This window comes from Pseudarthrobacter sp. NamB4 (assembly GCF_005796185.1).
Lineage (GTDB): Bacteria > Actinomycetota > Actinomycetes > Actinomycetales > Micrococcaceae > Arthrobacter.
Genome location: NZ_VAHM01000005.1, coordinates 241645 through 259175 on the forward strand (window position 1 = coordinate 241645; position 17531 = coordinate 259175).

Annotated in this window: 11 protein-coding genes and 1 pseudogene; 5 read left to right on the top strand and 7 right to left on the bottom strand. The window is 66.1% G+C overall.

Annotated elements, in window-relative coordinates:
- Positions 1-18: 18 nt before the first annotated feature.
- The 5 genes from FDW81_RS06955 to FDW81_RS06975 form a co-directional block, all read right to left on the bottom strand.
- Entirely contained in the window at positions 19-1845 is a 1827-nt protein-coding gene (locus FDW81_RS06955) for an ABC-F family ATP-binding cassette domain-containing protein (protein ID WP_138133414.1), read from the bottom strand.
- Between the two features lie 37 nt (positions 1846-1882).
- Complete coding sequence (locus FDW81_RS06960) at positions 1883-2845, bottom strand: 4-(cytidine 5'-diphospho)-2-C-methyl-D-erythritol kinase (protein WP_138133416.1); 963 nt, start codon at positions 2843-2845, stop codon at positions 1883-1885.
- Complete coding sequence (gene rsmA / locus FDW81_RS06965) at positions 2842-3714, bottom strand: 16S rRNA (adenine(1518)-N(6)/adenine(1519)-N(6))-dimethyltransferase RsmA (RefSeq protein ID WP_138133418.1); 873 nt, start codon at positions 3712-3714, stop codon at positions 2842-2844. The genes FDW81_RS06960 and rsmA overlap by 4 nt, the downstream gene beginning before the upstream one ends.
- A 166-nt stretch (positions 3715-3880) precedes the next feature.
- Positions 3881-5059 carry a resuscitation-promoting factor gene (locus tag FDW81_RS06970; RefSeq protein WP_138133420.1) on the bottom strand — a complete coding sequence of 393 codons (1179 nt, stop codon included), beginning with the start codon at positions 5057-5059 and terminating at the stop codon, positions 3881-3883.
- Positions 5060-5336: 277 nt separating this feature from the next.
- The gene (locus FDW81_RS06975; protein WP_138133422.1) at positions 5337-6242 is read right to left on the bottom strand and encodes a TatD family hydrolase; all 906 of its coding nucleotides are present in this window, start codon (positions 6240-6242) and stop codon (positions 5337-5339) included.
- Between the two features lie 162 nt (positions 6243-6404).
- On the opposite strand from FDW81_RS06975, the gene FDW81_RS06980 reads away from it, so the two are divergent.
- Genes FDW81_RS06980 through FDW81_RS06990 form a run of 3 tightly spaced genes read left to right on the top strand, consistent with a single transcriptional unit; the run spans position 6405 to position 11518 of the window.
- Complete coding sequence (locus FDW81_RS06980) at positions 6405-7523, top strand: MoxR family ATPase (RefSeq protein ID WP_138133424.1); 1119 nt, start codon at positions 6405-6407, stop codon at positions 7521-7523.
- Positions 7524-7532: 9 nt separating this feature from the next.
- The gene (locus FDW81_RS06985) at positions 7533-9008 is read left to right on the top strand and encodes a DUF58 domain-containing protein (RefSeq protein ID WP_138133426.1); all 1476 of its coding nucleotides are present in this window, start codon (positions 7533-7535) and stop codon (positions 9006-9008) included.
- Complete coding sequence (locus FDW81_RS06990; protein WP_138133428.1) at positions 9005-11518, top strand: DUF3488 and transglutaminase-like domain-containing protein; 2514 nt, start codon at positions 9005-9007, stop codon at positions 11516-11518. The genes FDW81_RS06985 and FDW81_RS06990 overlap by 4 nt, the downstream gene beginning before the upstream one ends.
- Positions 11519-11552: 34 nt before the next feature.
- On the opposite strand, the gene FDW81_RS06995 is transcribed toward FDW81_RS06990, so the two are convergent.
- On the bottom strand, positions 11553-13052 hold the full coding sequence (locus FDW81_RS06995) for an NAD-dependent succinate-semialdehyde dehydrogenase (RefSeq protein ID WP_138133430.1): 1500 nt from the start codon (positions 13050-13052) through the stop codon (positions 11553-11555).
- A gap of 185 nt (positions 13053-13237) precedes the next feature.
- Positions 13238-14113, bottom strand: a complete 876-nt coding sequence (rsmI, locus tag FDW81_RS07000) for a 16S rRNA (cytidine(1402)-2'-O)-methyltransferase (protein WP_138133432.1) — start codon at positions 14111-14113, stop codon at positions 13238-13240.
- 157 nt (positions 14114-14270) lie between these two features.
- On the opposite strand from rsmI, the gene FDW81_RS07005 reads away from it, so the two are divergent.
- Complete coding sequence (locus FDW81_RS07005) at positions 14271-15887, top strand: dolichyl-phosphate-mannose--protein mannosyltransferase (protein ID WP_370278817.1); 1617 nt, start codon at positions 14271-14273, stop codon at positions 15885-15887.
- A 67-nt stretch (positions 15888-15954) separates the two neighbouring features.
- A pseudogene (locus FDW81_RS07010) lies at positions 15955-17524 on the top strand (long-chain fatty acid--CoA ligase).
- Positions 17525-17531: the final 7 nt, after the last annotated feature.

The window sequence follows — 17531 nt, forward strand, 5'->3', positions numbered from 1 at the left end:
GAGCAGGCATCCCCTTCGTCAGTCCCCGAGGAGCTCTGAGGACTCCAGCCATTCGAGTTCCAGGGCGTCCTTTTCGTCGGCCAGGTCCTTAAGCTGTTTGTTCAGTTCGGCGAGGGCGTCGAAGTCGGACTTCTCGGTGCTCTTGACCATGTCGTCGTGGAGTTTCTTCTCCTGCTGGTCCAGCTTCTTGAGCTGGCGTTCGATCCTGTTGAGGGCTTTGCGGGCTTCCCGTTTTTCGGACTCGGAGGGTCCGGTCCCGGTGGTGGCGGGCGCTCCCCCTCCGCTGGCGGCCGGGTTTCCGCCGCCGGTGACGGTCGAACCAGCCAGTGCCGCTTCCCGGAGTTCGAGGTACTGGTCCACTCCGCCCGGCAGCCCGCGGAGCTTGCCGTCGCCGAGCAGAGCCATCTGGTGGTCGGTGACGCGTTCCAGCAGGTACCGGTCGTGGCTGACAACCACCAGGGTGCCGGGCCAGCCGTCGAGCACGTCCTCAACGGCGGCGAGGGTGTCAGTGTCCAGGTCGTTGGTGGGCTCGTCCAGCATCAGCACGTTGGGCTCCCCTACGAGCAGCCGCAGAAGCTGCAGGCGGCGCCGCTCGCCGCCGGAGAGGTCCCTGACCGGCGTCCACTGCTTCTGGTTGGTGAACCCAAGCTGCTCCACCAGCTGGCCGGCCGTGAACTCCTTGCCGCCCACGTTGAAGGAGCGCTTTTCCCGCTCGATCACCTCGATGACACGCAGGTCCGCGACGTCGTCGAGCTCCTTGACCTCCTGCGTGAGCACGGCGGTGACCACTGTCTTGCCCCGCTTGAGCTTCCCGGCGTCCGGCGTGATCTCCCCGTTGAGCAGTTTCAGCAGCGTCGTCTTGCCGGCGCCGTTGACGCCCACGAGGCCAAGGCGTTCGCCGGGGGCAAGGCGCAGGGTGATGTTGTCGAAAAGCTTCCGGCCGTCGTCGCCGCCCTGGAAGTTCAGGGAGACGTTCTCCAGGTCCAGCACGTCCTTGCCCAGGCGGGCTGTAGCCATCTTGCTCAGCGCCATGGAATCGCGGGGAGCCGGGACGTCCTCGATGAGGGCGTTGGCGGCCTCGATCCGGAACTTCGGCTTGGAGGTGCGGGCCGGTGCACCGCGGCGCAGCCACGCCAACTCCTTCTTAACCAGCTGCTGGCGTTTGCCTTCCACTACGGATGCCATTCGGTCGCGTTCGGCGCGGGCCAGCACGTACGCGGCATAACCTCCATCAAAGGGGTCAACAATGCCGTCGTGCACTTCCCAGGTCTTGGTGCAGACTTCGTCGAGGAACCAGCGGTCGTGGGTCACCACCAGGAAGGCACCCTGGTTGGCCCGCCACCGCGACTTCAGGTGCCGGGCAAGCCAGGCAACCCCCTCAACATCGAGGTGGTTGGTGGGCTCGTCCAGCATGATGACGTCATGGTCCTCAATCAGCAGTTTCGCCAGCGCCACCCGGCGCTTCTGGCCGCCGGACAGGGCGTGCACGTTGGCGTGCCAGTCGACGTCGGACACCAGCCCGCCCATGATCTCCCGGATCTGCGGGTTCCTCGCCCACTCGTAGTCCGCCTGGTCCCCCACGATCGCCGCACCCACGGTGAGGTCGCCGTCGAGCACGTCGCTTTGGTCCAGGTAACCAATGTTGACGTCACCCCGCTTGGTGACACGGCCGGAGTCAGGTGTGGACCGCAAGGCCAGCAGCCGCATCAGGGTTGACTTGCCGTCACCGTTGCGGCCCACCATGCCGATCCTGTCACCCTCTTCGAGTCCCAGTGTGAGGCCGTCCAGGACGGTGCGGGTCGCGTAGGAAACCGTCAGGTTTTCGCCGCCAAGAAGGTGTGCCAAAGGAACTGCTTTCTGATTAGGGTAAGGACTGGATGTTTTACAGGACCGTGTCGGAAATAATGCGTGCGCCGGGAACCGGGCCGTGGACAGCCATCGCTGACAGACCGTGATGCCGTAAATCCGCGGCCAGGGCCTCTGCAGCCACTGAATCATCACTCAGCAGGGCCACGGTCGGTCCCGATCCGGAGACGATTCCCGCAAGGGCTCCCATCGACTCTCCCATACCCAGCGTATCCCGCAGGGCCGGTGCCAGTTCGATGGACGCCCGCTGGAGGTCGTTGACCAGGACTCGGCTCAGCGCCTCGGCGTCTCCGGCGCGCAGGGCAGCAAGGATGTGGGGGTCCACTCCCGTGGGTTCCTCCGCCCTGACGCCTTCAGCCTCGCGCATCCGGTCCAGTGTCCGGTAAACCTCGGGAGTGGGAAGCCCGTAATCGGCAGTCACCAGAACCCAGTGGGTCTGCGACTTGGCCAGTGCCGGAGAGAGCTCGTCGCCCAGCCCCAGCCCCACCGCCGTACCGCCAAGGAGGGAAAACGGGACGTCGGCACCCAGCTCGGCTGCCAGGTGCGCAAGCTCTTCGCGGGACAGGCCGCTGTTCCACAGCGCATCACATGCCACCAGCGTGGCCGCGGCATCTGCGGACCCGCCGCCCATCCCGCCCGCCACCGGTACGCGCTTGGTGATCTCCAAATGAACCCCGGTAGGGCGTTCCGAGACGTCCGCCATGATCGCGGCCGCCTTGCAGGCGAGGTTGCTGGCATCCAGCGGGATGTTCGCAGCGTCCAAGTCCAGGGTGCTGTCGGGGCTGAGGCTGACCGTAATCCCCGGGGTGTCGGTGCTGGTGGCGGCCACTTCCTCGTAGAGGGATACCGCAAGATAGACGCTTGCTACGGAATGGTAGCCGTCCGCACGCAAGGGACCCACGTCCAGCGAGACATTCACCTTGCCCGGCGCTTTGACCCGGACGGTCCTGGCAGCAAAGCGGCCCGCGGCTGAACTCACTGGGTGACCTCTTTGGCTTCTGCAATCCTGGCAAAAGCCGCAATGTCGATGACTTCACCCCTGGCTGTGGGGTCGACCCCGGCGGCCACCAGGAACCGTTCCGCCTGGGGCCCTCCTCCGGCCCAGCCGGCCAGGGCCGCGCGCAGGGTCTTCCGCCGCTGGGCGAAGGCGGCGTCCACCACGGCAAACACCTGCTCCCTGGTGGCGGACGTGGCCGGAGGCTCGCGGCGCGTAAAGGCCACCAGTCCGGAATGGATTTTCGGTGCCGGCCAGAAGACGTTCATGCCAATGACGCCGGCCTTGCGCATTTGGCTGTACCAGGCGGCTTTGACCGACGGAACCCCGTACGTTTTCGATCCGGGACCTGCAGCCAGCCGGTCCGCCACTTCATCCTGGACCATGACCAGCCCGTGCTGCAGGGAGGGGAGATATTCCAGGAGGTGCAGCACGACGGGCACGGCGACGTTGTACGGCAGGTTGGCCACCAGCGCCGTGGGCTGCACCGGCAGCTCCGTGACCTTCATGGCGTCGCCCTGTACCAGGTGGAATGCCCCCTCGGCGGAAGGGCGCCATTCCCTGACTGTTTCTGGCAGCTTGGCGGCCAGGACAGGGTCTATTTCGACGGCGACGACGGCCGCTGCGGCGTCGAGGAGTCCGAGCGTCAGCGAGCCGAGTCCGGGACCGACCTCGAGCACCGTCTCCTCTGGACCGATGCCGGCGGCCGCCACGATCCTGCGGATGGTGTTGCCGTCGATCACGAAGTTTTGGCCCAGGGTCTTGGTGGGCCTGATGCCGATCTCCTCCGCCAGCCTGCGAATGTCGGAAGCTCCTAACAGCGGTGCGGGCGCGGCGGGGATGGGTTCAGTCACCTAGGTATCCTATCCCCAGCGGCACCCCCGGACGGCTTAAGCGGTTGCGCCCGGGAAGGGTTGAAGCGGAAGCGTGCGGAGGCAGCAGGCCCGGTTAAACGGCAGCGGCCGGGCCCGAAGGTTCGGGGCCCGGCCGCTGTGTTCCGCAGGGTGGTAAGCGCCAGGGTCAGCCGCCGGCAGCCCACCCGCAGCCCCACGGCTGCAGGCCGCGCTGCGCGTAAACGCGGTTGGCAATGTCGATCTGCTGGGCCTTGGTGGCAAGGCTGGCGTTGGGGGCGTAGGCTCCGCCGCCGGCGCCGATCCAGGTTTGGATATCGAACTGGAGGCCGCCGTAATAGCCGTTGCCGGTATTGATGCTCCAGTTTCCTCCGGACTCACACTTGGCAATGGCGTCCCACATGGCTTCGTTCATCATGGCCGGAGCGGCGGCACCGGTGTTGGCACCTGCGCTGGCTGCCGGAGCAGCAGCCTGGGGCACGGGCTTCGGCTTCGGCTTCGTACCTACCGTGACCTTCTCCGTGACGGGCTGGACCGAAATCGCCTCCGACACCAGGGTCCGCGAGGCTTCGCGGCCATCCACCAGTACGAGTTTGAAGGTCTTCTCCAGCTTGCCTGCGGCGCCCGCCCGGGTGATTTCCTTTTCGCCCTTCAGCAGTTCCGCACTCTCGCTGGTCTCCGTCTCGAAGGGGATCTCCTCGGTGGTGACAGCGGTCTGGCTGTTGTCCACACGGGACACCTTGATGACCATGTTGTTGACCACGTGGGCGTTGGCGGGCTGCGAAGTGCGGTCGTTTGCCCCCAGCGCCAGGCCGGCATCTTCAAGAACCTTGCCCACCGTGGCCGCCGTGGTGGTGGCGGTGTCCACCTTGCCGTCGGCAACAATGCTGACGGTCTTGGGGGTGGAGATGGAGACGTAGGAACCGGCGATGGATAGCTGGGCGTCCTTGGGGACGGAGACGGACGATGCACTCGCGACGCCAAGTTCTGTCACCAGGCCTGCGACGTCCTGGGCGGTGGTGTTCACCGTTTTTTCGGAGCCGTCAAGGCTGACCTTGACCTCTTTGGCCTTGTTCACGTTGATGACAGTGCCGTCCTGGACGGACTCACCGACTGCCGGGGACACACGGTCAGCGGGATCCAGCTCCAGGTTGGAGCTCCTGATCACCTGCTCCACGGTTCCGCCGAAGGTCTGCACAGACGAAACCTTTCCGTCAACATTGAGTGTGACGGTTTTGTTATTGCCGACAAAGCCTACGAGGCCTACGACGAGTGCGCACAGCACCAGCAGCTGAGCCCCAACTTTGAGAAAGCTGAACTTGCCGTCCGAGGTGAAGAACTTGATCACGATTGCCCGTAACTCTAGGTCTGTCCGGGCACGGGGAATCGCGCAATGAAATGCCCGGCACCGCCTATGGGGGCAGTCCGGGCACCGTTGCGCCGCCACACTCCACGCAACAGGGCTGCCGGGCAAGGCGCGGCAGTCCTGTTGCAGAAAGAAGTGAGATTACCCGATGGCCTTCCCCGACCCCGGCTAATAGTTGTTCACTGTAACCGTAGCGTTATAAAGTCGCCAAGAAAATTGCATACCAGGTATTGATTCAATAACGCTGCGAAAACGCTGTCTAGTTCCAGGTGCCGTACGCCTGGACAGTGTTTTCGCTGATTCCCGAGCACAGCGCGGCCAAGTCAGTTCCCGTGAATTCCGCCATCGCCCGTACGGTATAGGGGACCATGTAACTCGCGTTCGGCCGGCCCCGGTGCGGATGCGGGGTAAGGAACGGCGCATCCGTTTCCACCAGAATCAAGGCCGGGTCCGCGATTGCGAGTGCGGAGCGCAGATTTGCGGCGTTGCGGAAGGTGAGTGTGCCTGCGAACGACATCCACCAGCCCTCCTCGTTGCAGGTCCTCGCCAGCTCCTCGTCCCCGGAAAAACAGTGGAATACCACCCGCTCCGGCGCACCTTCCTCCCGCAGCACCTGCACGACGTCGTCATGGGCGTCCCGGTCATGGATCTGGAGCGTCAGGTCCAGGCGCTTGGCGATGTCGATGTGGCGCCGGAAGGAGTAACGCTGGTGCGCCAGGCCTTCCCCTTCCGTGCGGAAGAAATCGAGCCCCGTCTCCCCAATGGCCCTGATCCGGGGATGGGAGGCCAGCCGTTCGATCTCCGCCAGTGCCTCCTCCAGCTCTCCGCGGGCAGCGTAGCGGGGAGCGTCGTTGGGGTGGAGGGCGACGGCTCCCAGCAGTCGCTCATCCAGATCCACGGCCTGCACCGTGAACCGGGATGATTCAAGGTCGCAGCCCACCTGGACAGCACCCTGCACCCCCACCGCCGCGGCCGCGTCCAAGGCCGCTTTCACGCCAACAGGTTCTTGGCCATCCGGGAAATCCAGGTGGGTGTGGTTGTCCATGACGGGCATCGGCAGGGGCTCCGGAGCCGGGGGAAACGCCTTTTGCCGGGAGCCGGAAGGCTCTTTAGCGTCAACCGTTGAAGGACCCCGGTAGGCGGCTGGGGGAAGCGAAGTGCACATCCGTCCAGCCTAGCCGTGGATGGTGCCCCCACATTTGTCGGAACTCTCTGTCAGCAGCGGCAGTTGTGTTAGTAGTCTGGTACGAACACATGCAACGCCCACCGACGGGCGAAGGCAGGCTTGCTGTCCCGTCCAGGTGAACCCCGGGCTGAAAGGTTGCCGATGGAATCCCAGCGACGTACTGCCAACGATGTGAGCGCTGCGAACCGTGCACTATCGGGGGTTACCGACCCCGTCCCGCTGAACGGGCACCGCCCGGCCGCAATGGACGCTGCTTCGTTCCATGCCGCCAGCCAGCGAATCCTCACCTCTGTCAACACTGTCATCGATGGGAAATCCGACGCCGCCAAGCTTGCGCTGACCGTCCTGCTGGCCCAGGGACACCTGCTGCTCGAAGACGTACCGGGGGTGGGCAAAACCCTCCTCGCCAAGACCCTGGCGCGGACGATCGACTGCAGTGTCAACCGGATCCAGTTCACTCCCGACCTGCTGCCCTCGGACGTGACGGGAGTATCCGTCTACAACCAGTCCTCGCGGCTGTTCGAGTTCCGCCCCGGTGCGGTCTTCGCCAACATCGTCATCGGCGATGAAATCAACCGGGCCTCCGCAAAGACCCAGTCAGCCCTGCTGGAATGCATGGAGGAGCACCAGGTGACGGTGGACGGCACTTCCTACCGGCTGGACGAACCGTTCATGGTGGTGGCCACGCAGAATCCCATCGAGATGGAAGGGACTTACCCGTTGCCCGAGGCGCAGCGGGACCGGTTCATGGCGAGAATCTCCATGGGATACCCGGACATGGCTGCCGAGATCGAAATGCTTGAAACACATCAGGCGGCGTCGCCGCTGGCCAAGGTCTCCGCCGTCGTCACTTCCGCCGATGTTGCGGCGATGATCACCACGGTCCAGCAGGTCTACGTGTCCCAGGCAGTCAAGGAGTACACGGTATCGGTGGGAAGGGCCACCAGGGAAAGCCCCCTGCTTCGGCTGGGCGCCAGCCCCCGTTCCATGCTGCAGCTGCTGCGGGCAGCAAAGGCTTCCGCTGCCCTCGACGGGCGCGACTTCGTCCTGCCCGACGATGTGGTCCTTGTAGCTGAAGCGGTGCTGGCACACCGCATCATCCTGGACCGGAAGGCTGCCAGCACCGGGGAGACCCCGCACAGCGTCCTCATGGGCATCCTGTCCCGGCTTCCCATCGCTGCCGAAGGTGCCGGTGTCGGCCGGAGTGGAGCCGGCAGAAGCGCGGCCGCCCCAGTCACCGGACTGGGCAGGAACCACTAGGCGGACATCATGGCGCTGCTGGACAGGGTACCCCGACACCTCTTCACGCATCGCGGCTGGGGCATGATTGCCGCGGGCGGCATCGCCCTTGGTGCTGCCCATGTCATGGGCCGCAGGGACCTGTTGACGTTGAGCGTGCTCCTGATAGTGCTTCCCTTGGTCTCCCTCGCCGGGATCCGGCTGATCAAACCCAGATTCCAGGTGTACCGCGAGTTCAACCCGTCGCCGGTGGAAACGTCAGCGCCCACCGTGGTGCGGCTCGCAGTGGCCCGCACAGGCAACAGCAGCGGCAGGGCAACAATGGAGGAACGGCTTCCACCCCGCTTCGGCCAATCGCCCGCGTTCCGCTTCCCTTCGCGTTCTGCCACCGGGGGCACCAGCCGGTATGAATACCACCTGCGTTCAGCACAGCGCGGCCAGTTCCTCATCGGCCCCGTGACCGCGGAATTCACCGACCCGTTCGGTCTTTCACTGCACCGCCAGGCAATAGACGACGGCGACACCCTCACCGTGACCCCTGCCGCCGTCGTCCTTCCCCTGACCGGGCTGGCCGGCGCACGGGGCAACGACGGGATCACCGCCACCAGGATCCGGGCCAACCCCAGCGACGACGACGTGATGACGCGCGAATACCGCCACGGCGACCCGATGCGGCGGGTGCACTGGGCTGCCACTGCACGGCACGGAGACCTCATGGTGCGGCAGGAGGAATCCGTCACCACGCCAGAAGCCACCATCATCATGGACCACAAATTCAGCGCGTTTGCCGGGGGCTCCTGGGCGGGAGTGCCCGGGCAGGCGGCACAGCATGGACATGCCATGGCCACCAGCGGGACCTTCGAGTGGTCCGTAGTGGCCGTCATGTCCATCAGTGCGCACCTGGCGGAGAGAAACTACGCCCTGCGCCTGCTGGACACCGGCGGCGAACCGGCCTTCCTCCGCTCACCGTCCGCGCCGGAGCCCGAAGTGGAGGAATACAGCGGAGCAGCCGGCCTGCAGTCCATCAGTGAGAGCCTGGCTGCAATCCAGTTGGCCGGGCCGCTCCATGGCCGCCGCGAAAACCCCCTTTATGATCTGGCGGGCAGGGGCGTACTTGGGAATACCTCGCTGGGGCGGGCGGCCGGCGGCAGGGAGGGCAGCATTCATGAGGCGGGGCCCGAGGTATTTGGTGACGTGCTCATGGACAAGCTGTCCGCCCACCGGATGCGGGGGCCGGTGATAGCGGTGCTGGGAGCCGTCTCACGCATGGAGGCACTTGCCCTGGCCCCGGCCGCAGCGTACGCCACCAATGCCTTCGCAATCATCGTCGTTGAGAAACCGGAAGAATTCACGGAGGTGCTGGAGGTGCTTCGGCAGGGAGGTTGGCGGGCGGTGGCTGTGGCGCCCTCGGCGGCGGTGGCTGCGGCCTGGAACCAGTTCGACCAGGAGGTGGCCGTGCCCGTCCCTGCAGCGGAGGTCCGGCGCGGAGCGGGGGTGGCACAGTGACCCTGGCACCAGCGCGGAGTCCGGGAACCGGCCAGCGGCCGGGAACCTACGCGGAAAGGCCGGCAACCCGCCCCCGGGTCGGCGCCTATCCCTGGGCCATGGCGGCAGCGATTACCGTTGCGGTCTCCGGCGCGGCACTCTCATTGAACGGCGTGCTCCGGGGCTGGGGATGGTACTGGGCTGCGCTGACCACCGTGCTGGTGGTCAGCTTTACGCTTGCCGCCCTCAGGTCGCTGCGTGCGCAGCCGCTGCTGGTGACAGCCGGCGGGTTCCTCTCCCTGGGCATGATCCTGACCCTGACATTCTTCCGCGGCTCCAGCATTGCCGGCGTTATCCCCACTCCCGGCACCCTGGGCGACCTGGACCGCCTGATTCGCCGTGCCAGCGAAACGGTACTTTCCGAGACCGCACCCGTGGCGCCCAACGTTGGGATCGTCATGGTCATCTGTGCCGTCCTGGGTTTGGCGGTCATCCTGGTGGACGCACTCGCGCTGCCCCTCGGCATGCCTGCCGCCACCGGTGTGGGACTGCTGGCCCTCCTGGTGGTACCGGCGATGATCAAGCCGCAGAGCGTGGGCTTCTGGGGGTTCTCAGCCACCGTGGCCGGGTACCTGATGATCCTGGCCTGCAGCCAGTGGTTTGCTCCCGATGCGAGGCTGCAGACCGATTCCGCCCGCACTCCTGGGCAAACGAGGCGCGCAGTACTCACCGGCTCCATTGCCCTGGCGGCCACCCTGGTGGTGCCCTTGGCCATTCCCGGCTTCGATCAGGGGACCTTTCCGCAAGGGTCCCGCCTCAATCCGTGGGGCGCTTCTACAGGCCTGAATCCCATGATCACCCTTGGCAACAGCCTCCGCACCCCTGACGGCAGCGGGCGGATCACCTATGCCACCAATGCGTCAACGCCGCTGTACCTGCGCTCTGTCACCGTGGACCACTTCGACGGCGATTCCTGGGGCCCCGACGACCGTGACTCCTCCCGCCTGCCGATGGCCGGCCGGATCGAGCCTGGTTACACAGTGCTGGCGGATGAACAGCTGCGGCTGGTCACGGCCATTGACGCCGGGAGCTTCAACAGTCCTTACCTTCCGGCCCCCTACGCGCCCGAATCCGTTCGGGGGCTCAACGGCCGCTGGACCTGGGACCCTGCCACTTTGACCATCAAGGGATCCGAGTCCACCACCTCACGGCGACAGGAGTACCTGGTCACCTCCTCCGTACCCAAACTGACGGCCAGCGTCCTCGCGCGGTCCTCAGCTCCGGTGCAGGGCATTCCGGACGATTTCACCAGGATTCCAGGGAATGTGCCCGACATCGTCCGTACCACTGCCGGAACCGTGGCCGGCTCCGCAGGCACGCCGTACCAAAAGGCACTGGTGATCCAGAAGTACCTCCGGTCGGCCGAATTCACCTATTCCCTGCAGTCGCCGGTGCAGGGCGGCTATGACGGCAACGGGCTCTCAGTCCTCGCGGACTTCCTGGAGCAGAAGAGCGGCTACTGCATCCACTACGCGTCCGCCATGGCAGTCATGGCACGTCTGGAGGGCATCCCCAGCCGCATAGCCGTTGGATACGCCCCCGGCAGGCTAACCGGCGCCACTGTTACGGTGACCGGCCAGGGAGCGCTGCCCGAGTACGAAGTGGATGCCCGAGATGCCCACGCCTGGCCCGAACTCTATTTCCAGGGCCTGGGCTGGGTGCCTTTCGAGCCCACCCCTTCCCGCGGTGTGGTTCCCGATTACGCCATCGAATCAGCGGCCCCCGCCGCCCCTAATGCGCTGGAAAACAACCAGGACCTGGTGCCGGACGCCACTCCGGCACCTGCCCCAGTACCCAGCGCCACCCCGCTTCCCGCCCCCGGCGGCGGCGGAAGCACTGAAACGGGCGTGCCGCTGCTGCCGTGGCTCCTCGGTGCGGGCGCCATCATGGGGATCGTGCTTTTGCTGGCTGCCCCCCGGCTGGTGAGGACAGGCATCCGGGCAAGGCGGCTCCGGTCGCAGGACCGCGGCGCCGCGGTGCCGCTGGGATGGCGTGAGTTGTTGGACCTCGGCACGGACTACGGCCTGCCCCCGGGCGCAAGCGAGACACCGCGGGCGTATTCCGCACGCCTCCGCGACGCCCTGCTGGGAGATCCGGACGGGTTGGACCGGGATGCGCACCGGGCAGCCCTCTCACTCACGGCGGATTACGAACGCCACAACTACGGCCGCCCGCCGCTTCCCGTTCCTGGGACCTTGGCAGAGAATGGCGGTGCGCCCTCCGCCAAGGCTAACGAAAGCACAGTGGCCACGAGGATTACTGCCGTGGAACTGTCGCTGCGGGCCAACGCCCCGTTGCTGCGCAGGCTGCAGGCTGCCTGGATCCCGCCGTCAATCACGGGCCGTCTTGGCCGGTTGCTGGCCGCCCCGTTCGCCGCTGCCGGGAAATTCGCCGTCAGGACAGCAAAAGCCGCCGCCCACTCCTGGCCTGTTGCTTCCAGGCCGGGAGCGCGCGACGGCGTTCAGCAGTAACGCGGGACCGCGGTCCCTACGCCGGACGCAGCTGCTATTCGGCGTAGGGATCGGCGATGCCGATGTACTGCGTGTAAAGGTATTCTTCGATGCCCTCCAGGCCGCCTTCACGCCCCAGGCCGGACTGCTTGACGCCGCCGAAGGGTGCCGCGGCATTGGAGATGACGCCGGCGTTCAGGCCGAGCATCCCGGTTTCAAGTTTTTCGCCCATCCGGATGCCGCGGTTAAGGTCCTTGGTGAAGACGTAGGCCACCAGTCCGTATTCGGTATTGTTGGCCAGGCGCACGGCGTCGTCTTCGCTGCTGAAGGTAATGATGGGGGCGACGGGGCCGAAGATTTCCTCAGACAGGATGCGGGTGCCTTCGGTGACGCCGGAGAGGATGGTGGGCTGGTAGAAGTAGCCCGGGCCCTCCACCGGACCGCCGCCCAGGACGGCCTTCGCGCCGGAGGCAACGGCGTCGGACACGAGTTCGTGGACCTTGTCCCGGCTCTTGGCATCAATCAGCGGGCCCAACTTGGATTCCGGTTCAGTGCCGCGCGCGGTGGTCATCTCCTTCATCTTCGCGGCGAACTTCTCTGCGAACTCTGCGGCGACGGATTCGTGAACAATGAAGCGGTTCGCTGCCGTGCAGGCTTCACCCATGTTCCGCAGCTTGGCAAGCATGGCACCGGCGACGGCGGCATCCAGGTCCGCGTCCTCGAAGACGACGAACGGGGCATTGCCGCCCAGTTCCATGGAGGTGCGCAGGACCGTTTCGGACGCGTCCGCCAGCAGGCGGCGCCCTACCTCGGTGGAACCCGTGAAGGACAGCTTCCGCAGCCGGGAGTCCTTGATGAGCGGGCCGGTAGTGGCACCCGCCGTCGAGGTGGGTATGACATTGAGGACGCCGGCGGGCAGGCCCGCTTCCATCATCACGGCGGCGAAGAGCTGCGAAGTGAGCGGGGTGAGGTTGGCCGACTTCAGGACCATGGTGCACCCGGCAGCGACAGCAGGGGCGATCTTTCGGGTGGCCATCGCCAGCGGGAAGTTCCACGGCGTGATCAGCAGGCACGGACCCACCGGCTTCTTGGTCACCAGCAGTCGGGACTTGCCGTCCGGGGAGACGGAGTAACGGCCGAAGGCGCGGACGGCTTCTTCGGAGAACCAGCGCAGGAATTCGGCGCCGTAAGTGACCTCGCCGCGGGCTTCGGCCAGCGGTTTGCCCATCTCCATGGTCATCAGCAGCGCGAAGTCCTCCGCGCGCTCCGTGACCAGTTCGAAAGCCCTGCGGAGGATCTCACCGCGTTCGCGAGGCGGCACCTTCGCCCAGGACTCCTGGGCAGCCACGGCGGCATCCAGTGCGGCCTTCCCGTCTTCGGCTCCGGCGTCGGCAATGCTCAGCAGCACCCTCCCCGTGGCTGGGTCTTCGACGTCGAAGGTCTTGCCGGAAGCGGCGTCCCGCCACTCACCGTTGATAAGCAGGCCAGTGGGAACAGAGGCCAAAAGGGCGCTTTCGCGTTCTGCGGAAACGGCCGGCTGTGCAGTGACAGTCACGATGACTCCCTTGTCAGTAGGGGTTATTGCAGCCCGCCGATGTCGGGCGGAAATGCCGTCCGGATTGCGGGCTGATTAGTTGCCAGACTACTGCTGGCTGCTGCAAGGGTCTACGCCTTTGCGCACTGCCGAAGCTTTAGATTGCTGTGCACCTGCACAGCAGAGGATGCAGCGGCGCAGCAGCGCTACCGTGCCGCAAGCACTGCCGAATAGAGTTCCCTTTTGCTGACCCGCGCGTCGTCCGCCACGGCAGCCACGGCTTCCTTCAGGCGGATGCCCTGGGCCACCAGCTCATTAACGGCTGCCACATGATCCTGCGGTGTCCCTGCAGCCTGCCCGGGCGCACCGCCGAGGACAACGGCGATCTCTCCCCTGATGTCCGTGCTCTCCGCCCACGCCAAAAGTTGACCCAGTGTCCCGCGGACCACCTCTTCGTACGTCTTGGTCAACTCCCGGCACACGGCAACCGGGCGGTCCGGTCCGAACCGTTCCCGCAGGGCCCGGAGCATGGCCTCCAGCCGGTGCGGTGCCTCAAAGAACACCATGGTGCGCCGCTCCCCCGCAAGGTCCGCCAGCCGTGACGCCCGTTCGCCCGCTTTCCGCGGCAGGAACCCTTCAAAGCAGAAACGGTCAGTGGGCAGGCCGGACAGGGCAAGGGCCGTGAGCACCGCTGAGGGGCCCGGAACAGCGGTGACGGTGAGGCCGGCCGCAACGGCGCCTTCAACCAGCCGGAAACCCGGATCCGACACTGATGGCATACCCGCATCCGTGACCATGACCAGAGTGCTCCCCGACCGTACCTGTTCCAGCAACTCGGACGTCTTCGCCGCCTCGTTGTGCTCGTGGTAACTGATCACCCGCCCCGCGACTGTCACACCGAGGCTTTGGACCAGCCGGTGCAGCCGCCGCGTGTCTTCCGCAGCGACGATGTCCGCTGTTCCCAGCAGTTCCACCAGCCGTGCCGAGGCGTCACCGGTGTTCCCGATCGGAGTGGCGGCAAGGACGATGCGCCCTGCGGTCGGTTGGCCGGGATCAGGAAGGGTGCTGGGGTTAGGGTCCACGCCTCCAGCCTACTGCTGCGGCCGTGTGCAGGCCGCAAACGGTAGCATGGGGCTCGTGACGCAGACCTCGACGCGGCCAGGCGGGACCGGGCAGGCCATCCCAGCGGGGTTCGGCAATGAAACCGGGGGGTCGCCCGGCAGCCGGGGGAGTTCCCCCATGCGGCCCTGGATCAGCCGCCCTGCCGAGGCCTTCACCGTGGACGCCCTCCTGGCGCGGCTCCTGGGGTCCGTGCCTGCTTGGCGGGATTACTCGCCCTCCCTGAGATTGTGGTTCCTGCTGGTTCCCGTACTGACAGCCGTTGCCGGCGGGATTCTGAGGTTTTTCCGGCTGGAGGTTCCACCCAAGCTGGTGTTCGACGAGACGTATTACGTCAAGGACGCCTACTCTTACCTAATCAGCGGCTATGAACGCAGCTGGCCGGACAAGGCCAACGATGCCTTCAATGCCGGAAACCCGGAAGTGCTGCTGGGCTCTCCCGAGTATGTGGTGCACCCACCCGTGGGCAAATGGATGATTGCCGCCGGGATGTGGCTTTTCGGTCCGGACAACCCGTTCGGCTGGCGTTTCGCGGCGGCGCTGACCGGCACGCTGTCCATCCTGCTGGTGTCCCTGATTGCCCTGAAGCTGTTCCGGTCGCTTCCCCTCGCGGGAGCCGCCGGCCTGCTGCTGGCGGTGGACGGCCACCACCTGGTGATGTCCCGCACCTCGCTGCTGGACATCTTCCTGATGTTCTGGATTCTCGCCGCCTTTGGCGCCCTGCTGCTCGACCGCGATGACGGTCGGCGGCGGCTCGCACTGCGGCTGGCCGGCGCTGCCGTTGCCCACGGCGGTGGCCCGGCTGCAGGCCAGTTGCTCTCCGGGCCCTGGCTCGGAGTCCGCTGGTGGCGCCTTGCTGCCGGAGTCTGCCTGGGCCTTGCCGTGGGGACCAAATGGTCGGGCCTGTTTTTCCTGGCGGGCTTCGGACTCCTCACGGTCTTTTGGGACCTCAACGCCCGGCGGGTGGCCGGAATTCGTGGCTGGATCAGTGGCGGCATCATCAAGGACGGAATTCCGGCGTTCCTCGGCATGGTTCCGGTGGCCGGCCTCGTCTATACGGCCGCGTGGGCAGGATGGTTCCGGTCGGAGGACGCATACTTCCGCCGGTGGGCCGAGAGCAACCCCTCCGATGCCTGGGGCTGGGTGCCGGACCCGGTCCGCTCCCTGGCCCACTACCACCGCGAGGCCTATACCTTCCACCAGGGGCTGGGATCGGAGCACCCGTACGAGGCAAGCGCCTGGAGCTGGCTGGTACTCGGCAGGCCGACGTCGTTCTTCTATGAATCGCCGCAACAGGGCAGCCCCGGGTGCGTGGTGGAAAAGTGCACCGCGGCCATCCTGTCCGTGGGAAACCCTTTGATCTGGTGGGGCGCCGTGATTTCCCTGGTGGTGCTCCTCTTCTGGTGGGCCGGGCGGCGTGACTGGCGGGCTGGCGCTGTGCTGGCCGGTGTGGCTGCCGGATACCTGCCGTGGTTCCTCTATCCGGAACGGACCATGTTCTACTTCTACGCCGTGTCCTTCGAGCCTTTCCTGGTCCTTGCCCTGGTGTATTGCCTGGGGCTCGTCCTGGGCAGGGCTGAGGATCCGCCCTGGCGCCGCCGCGCCGGGCTGTACCTGGTGGCCCTGTTCCTGGCGGCCGCCGTCCTGCTGTCAGCCTTCTTCTATCCTGTCTGGACTGCCGAGACCATTCCCTACGAGGACTGGAAAGTCCGGATGTGGATGCCGTCCTGGATCTAGGGCAGGATGGCGTCAGACCCCCGAACGGAGCCGCTGCCGCGCTATGGCAGCGGAACGGAGACCTGCTGTGAGAGAAGCGAACACCGAACTGCTGGTTGAGGTTGACGCCGCCAGCAACGTGACCGACCTGCTGCTGGAGCGGCATGCGGCCAATCCCGCCCATGCCCTCTACCGGCGGAAAGGTCCCAACGGCTGGGTGGACGTCCCCGCCCACAGGTTCCTGCAGGACGTCAGCGCCCTCGCCAAAGGCCTGATCGCGGGCGGAATCGAACCGGGCGATACCGTTGCCGTCATGTCCCCCACTTCCTATGAGTGGACCCTGGTTGATTTCGCCGTCTGGTTTGCCGGCGCGGTGACGGTGCCCATCTACGAGACATCCTCCGCCCAACAGGTGGAATGGATCATCCAGGACGCGGGGGTCCGCCGCGTTTTTGCCGGGGACCGCGCCACCGTGGACCTCGTCAGCGGAGTCGTGGCTGGCTCCGCGCTGCTTCGGGACCGGCTGGTCAACGTGGTGCGGATGGACTATGACGGCGAAGCGCCGGACCTCGCCAGCCTCGCCGCTGCCGGGACGGGCGTCACAGACGCGGAGCTTGAACGTCACCGGAGCAGGGCGGGCCTGGACGACGTCGCCAGCCTGGTCTACACCTCCGGCACCACCGGCCGTCCCAAGGGATGCGAAATCACCCACGGCAATTTCGCCTTGGTAGCAAAGAACATCGTGGCGTTCCTGCCGGAGCTGCTGCAGCAGGAACAGGCGCGCACCCTGATGTTCCTGCCGCTGGCGCACGTCCTTGCGCGCGCCGTGCAGGTGGTTAGCCTCGCTGCCGGGGCAACCCTGGGGCACACCCCCGGGCCAGCGCAACTCCTCGACGACCTGGGCACGTTCCGGCCCACGTTCCTGCTGGTGGTGCCCCGGATCTTCGAAAAAGTCCGGGCCACAGCCGCGCATGAGGCCACGGTGGCCGGCAAATCCGGGCTCTTCGGGGCAGCGTCAGCCGCCGCTATTGAATACTCGCGGGAAGAGGACAAACGAAGCCGAAGGGAGGGCACTGGCCCGGGCCTGCTGTGCCGGATCCGGCACGCGGTCTTCGACCGCCTGCTGTACCCGCGCCTCCGGCAGGCCTTCGGCGGCCAGGTGCGGTACACGGTATCCGGCGCCAGTCCCCTCGGACTCGGAGACGCCCACTTTTTCCGGGGCGCCGGAATGCCGGTCCTCGAGGGATACGGCCTGACCGAAACCACCGCCCCCTGCATCGTCAACACCCGTCCCGGACCCGCGTGGGATCAGTTGGAATTCCCATTCCGGGCACCACCATCCGGGTAGCTGAAGACGGCGAGATCCTGGTCAAGGGGATAGGGGTCTTCAGGGGCTACCACGCCAACCAGGCCGCAAATGCCGAAGCATTCGTGGACGGGTTCTTCCGCACCGGCGACCTCGGCGAACTGGATGCCCAGGGTTTCCTCACCGTCACCGGCAGGAAGAGGGACCTCCTAGGGCGGAGTCCATCCGAAGCTTCTCGCTCCTGGACACCCAGTTCACCGTGGACTCAGGACACCGGACGCCCTCCCTGAAACTGAAGCGTGCCGTCGTCGTGCGTGATTACGGCGAGGAAATCGTCAAGCTGTACGGCTGACTGCCAA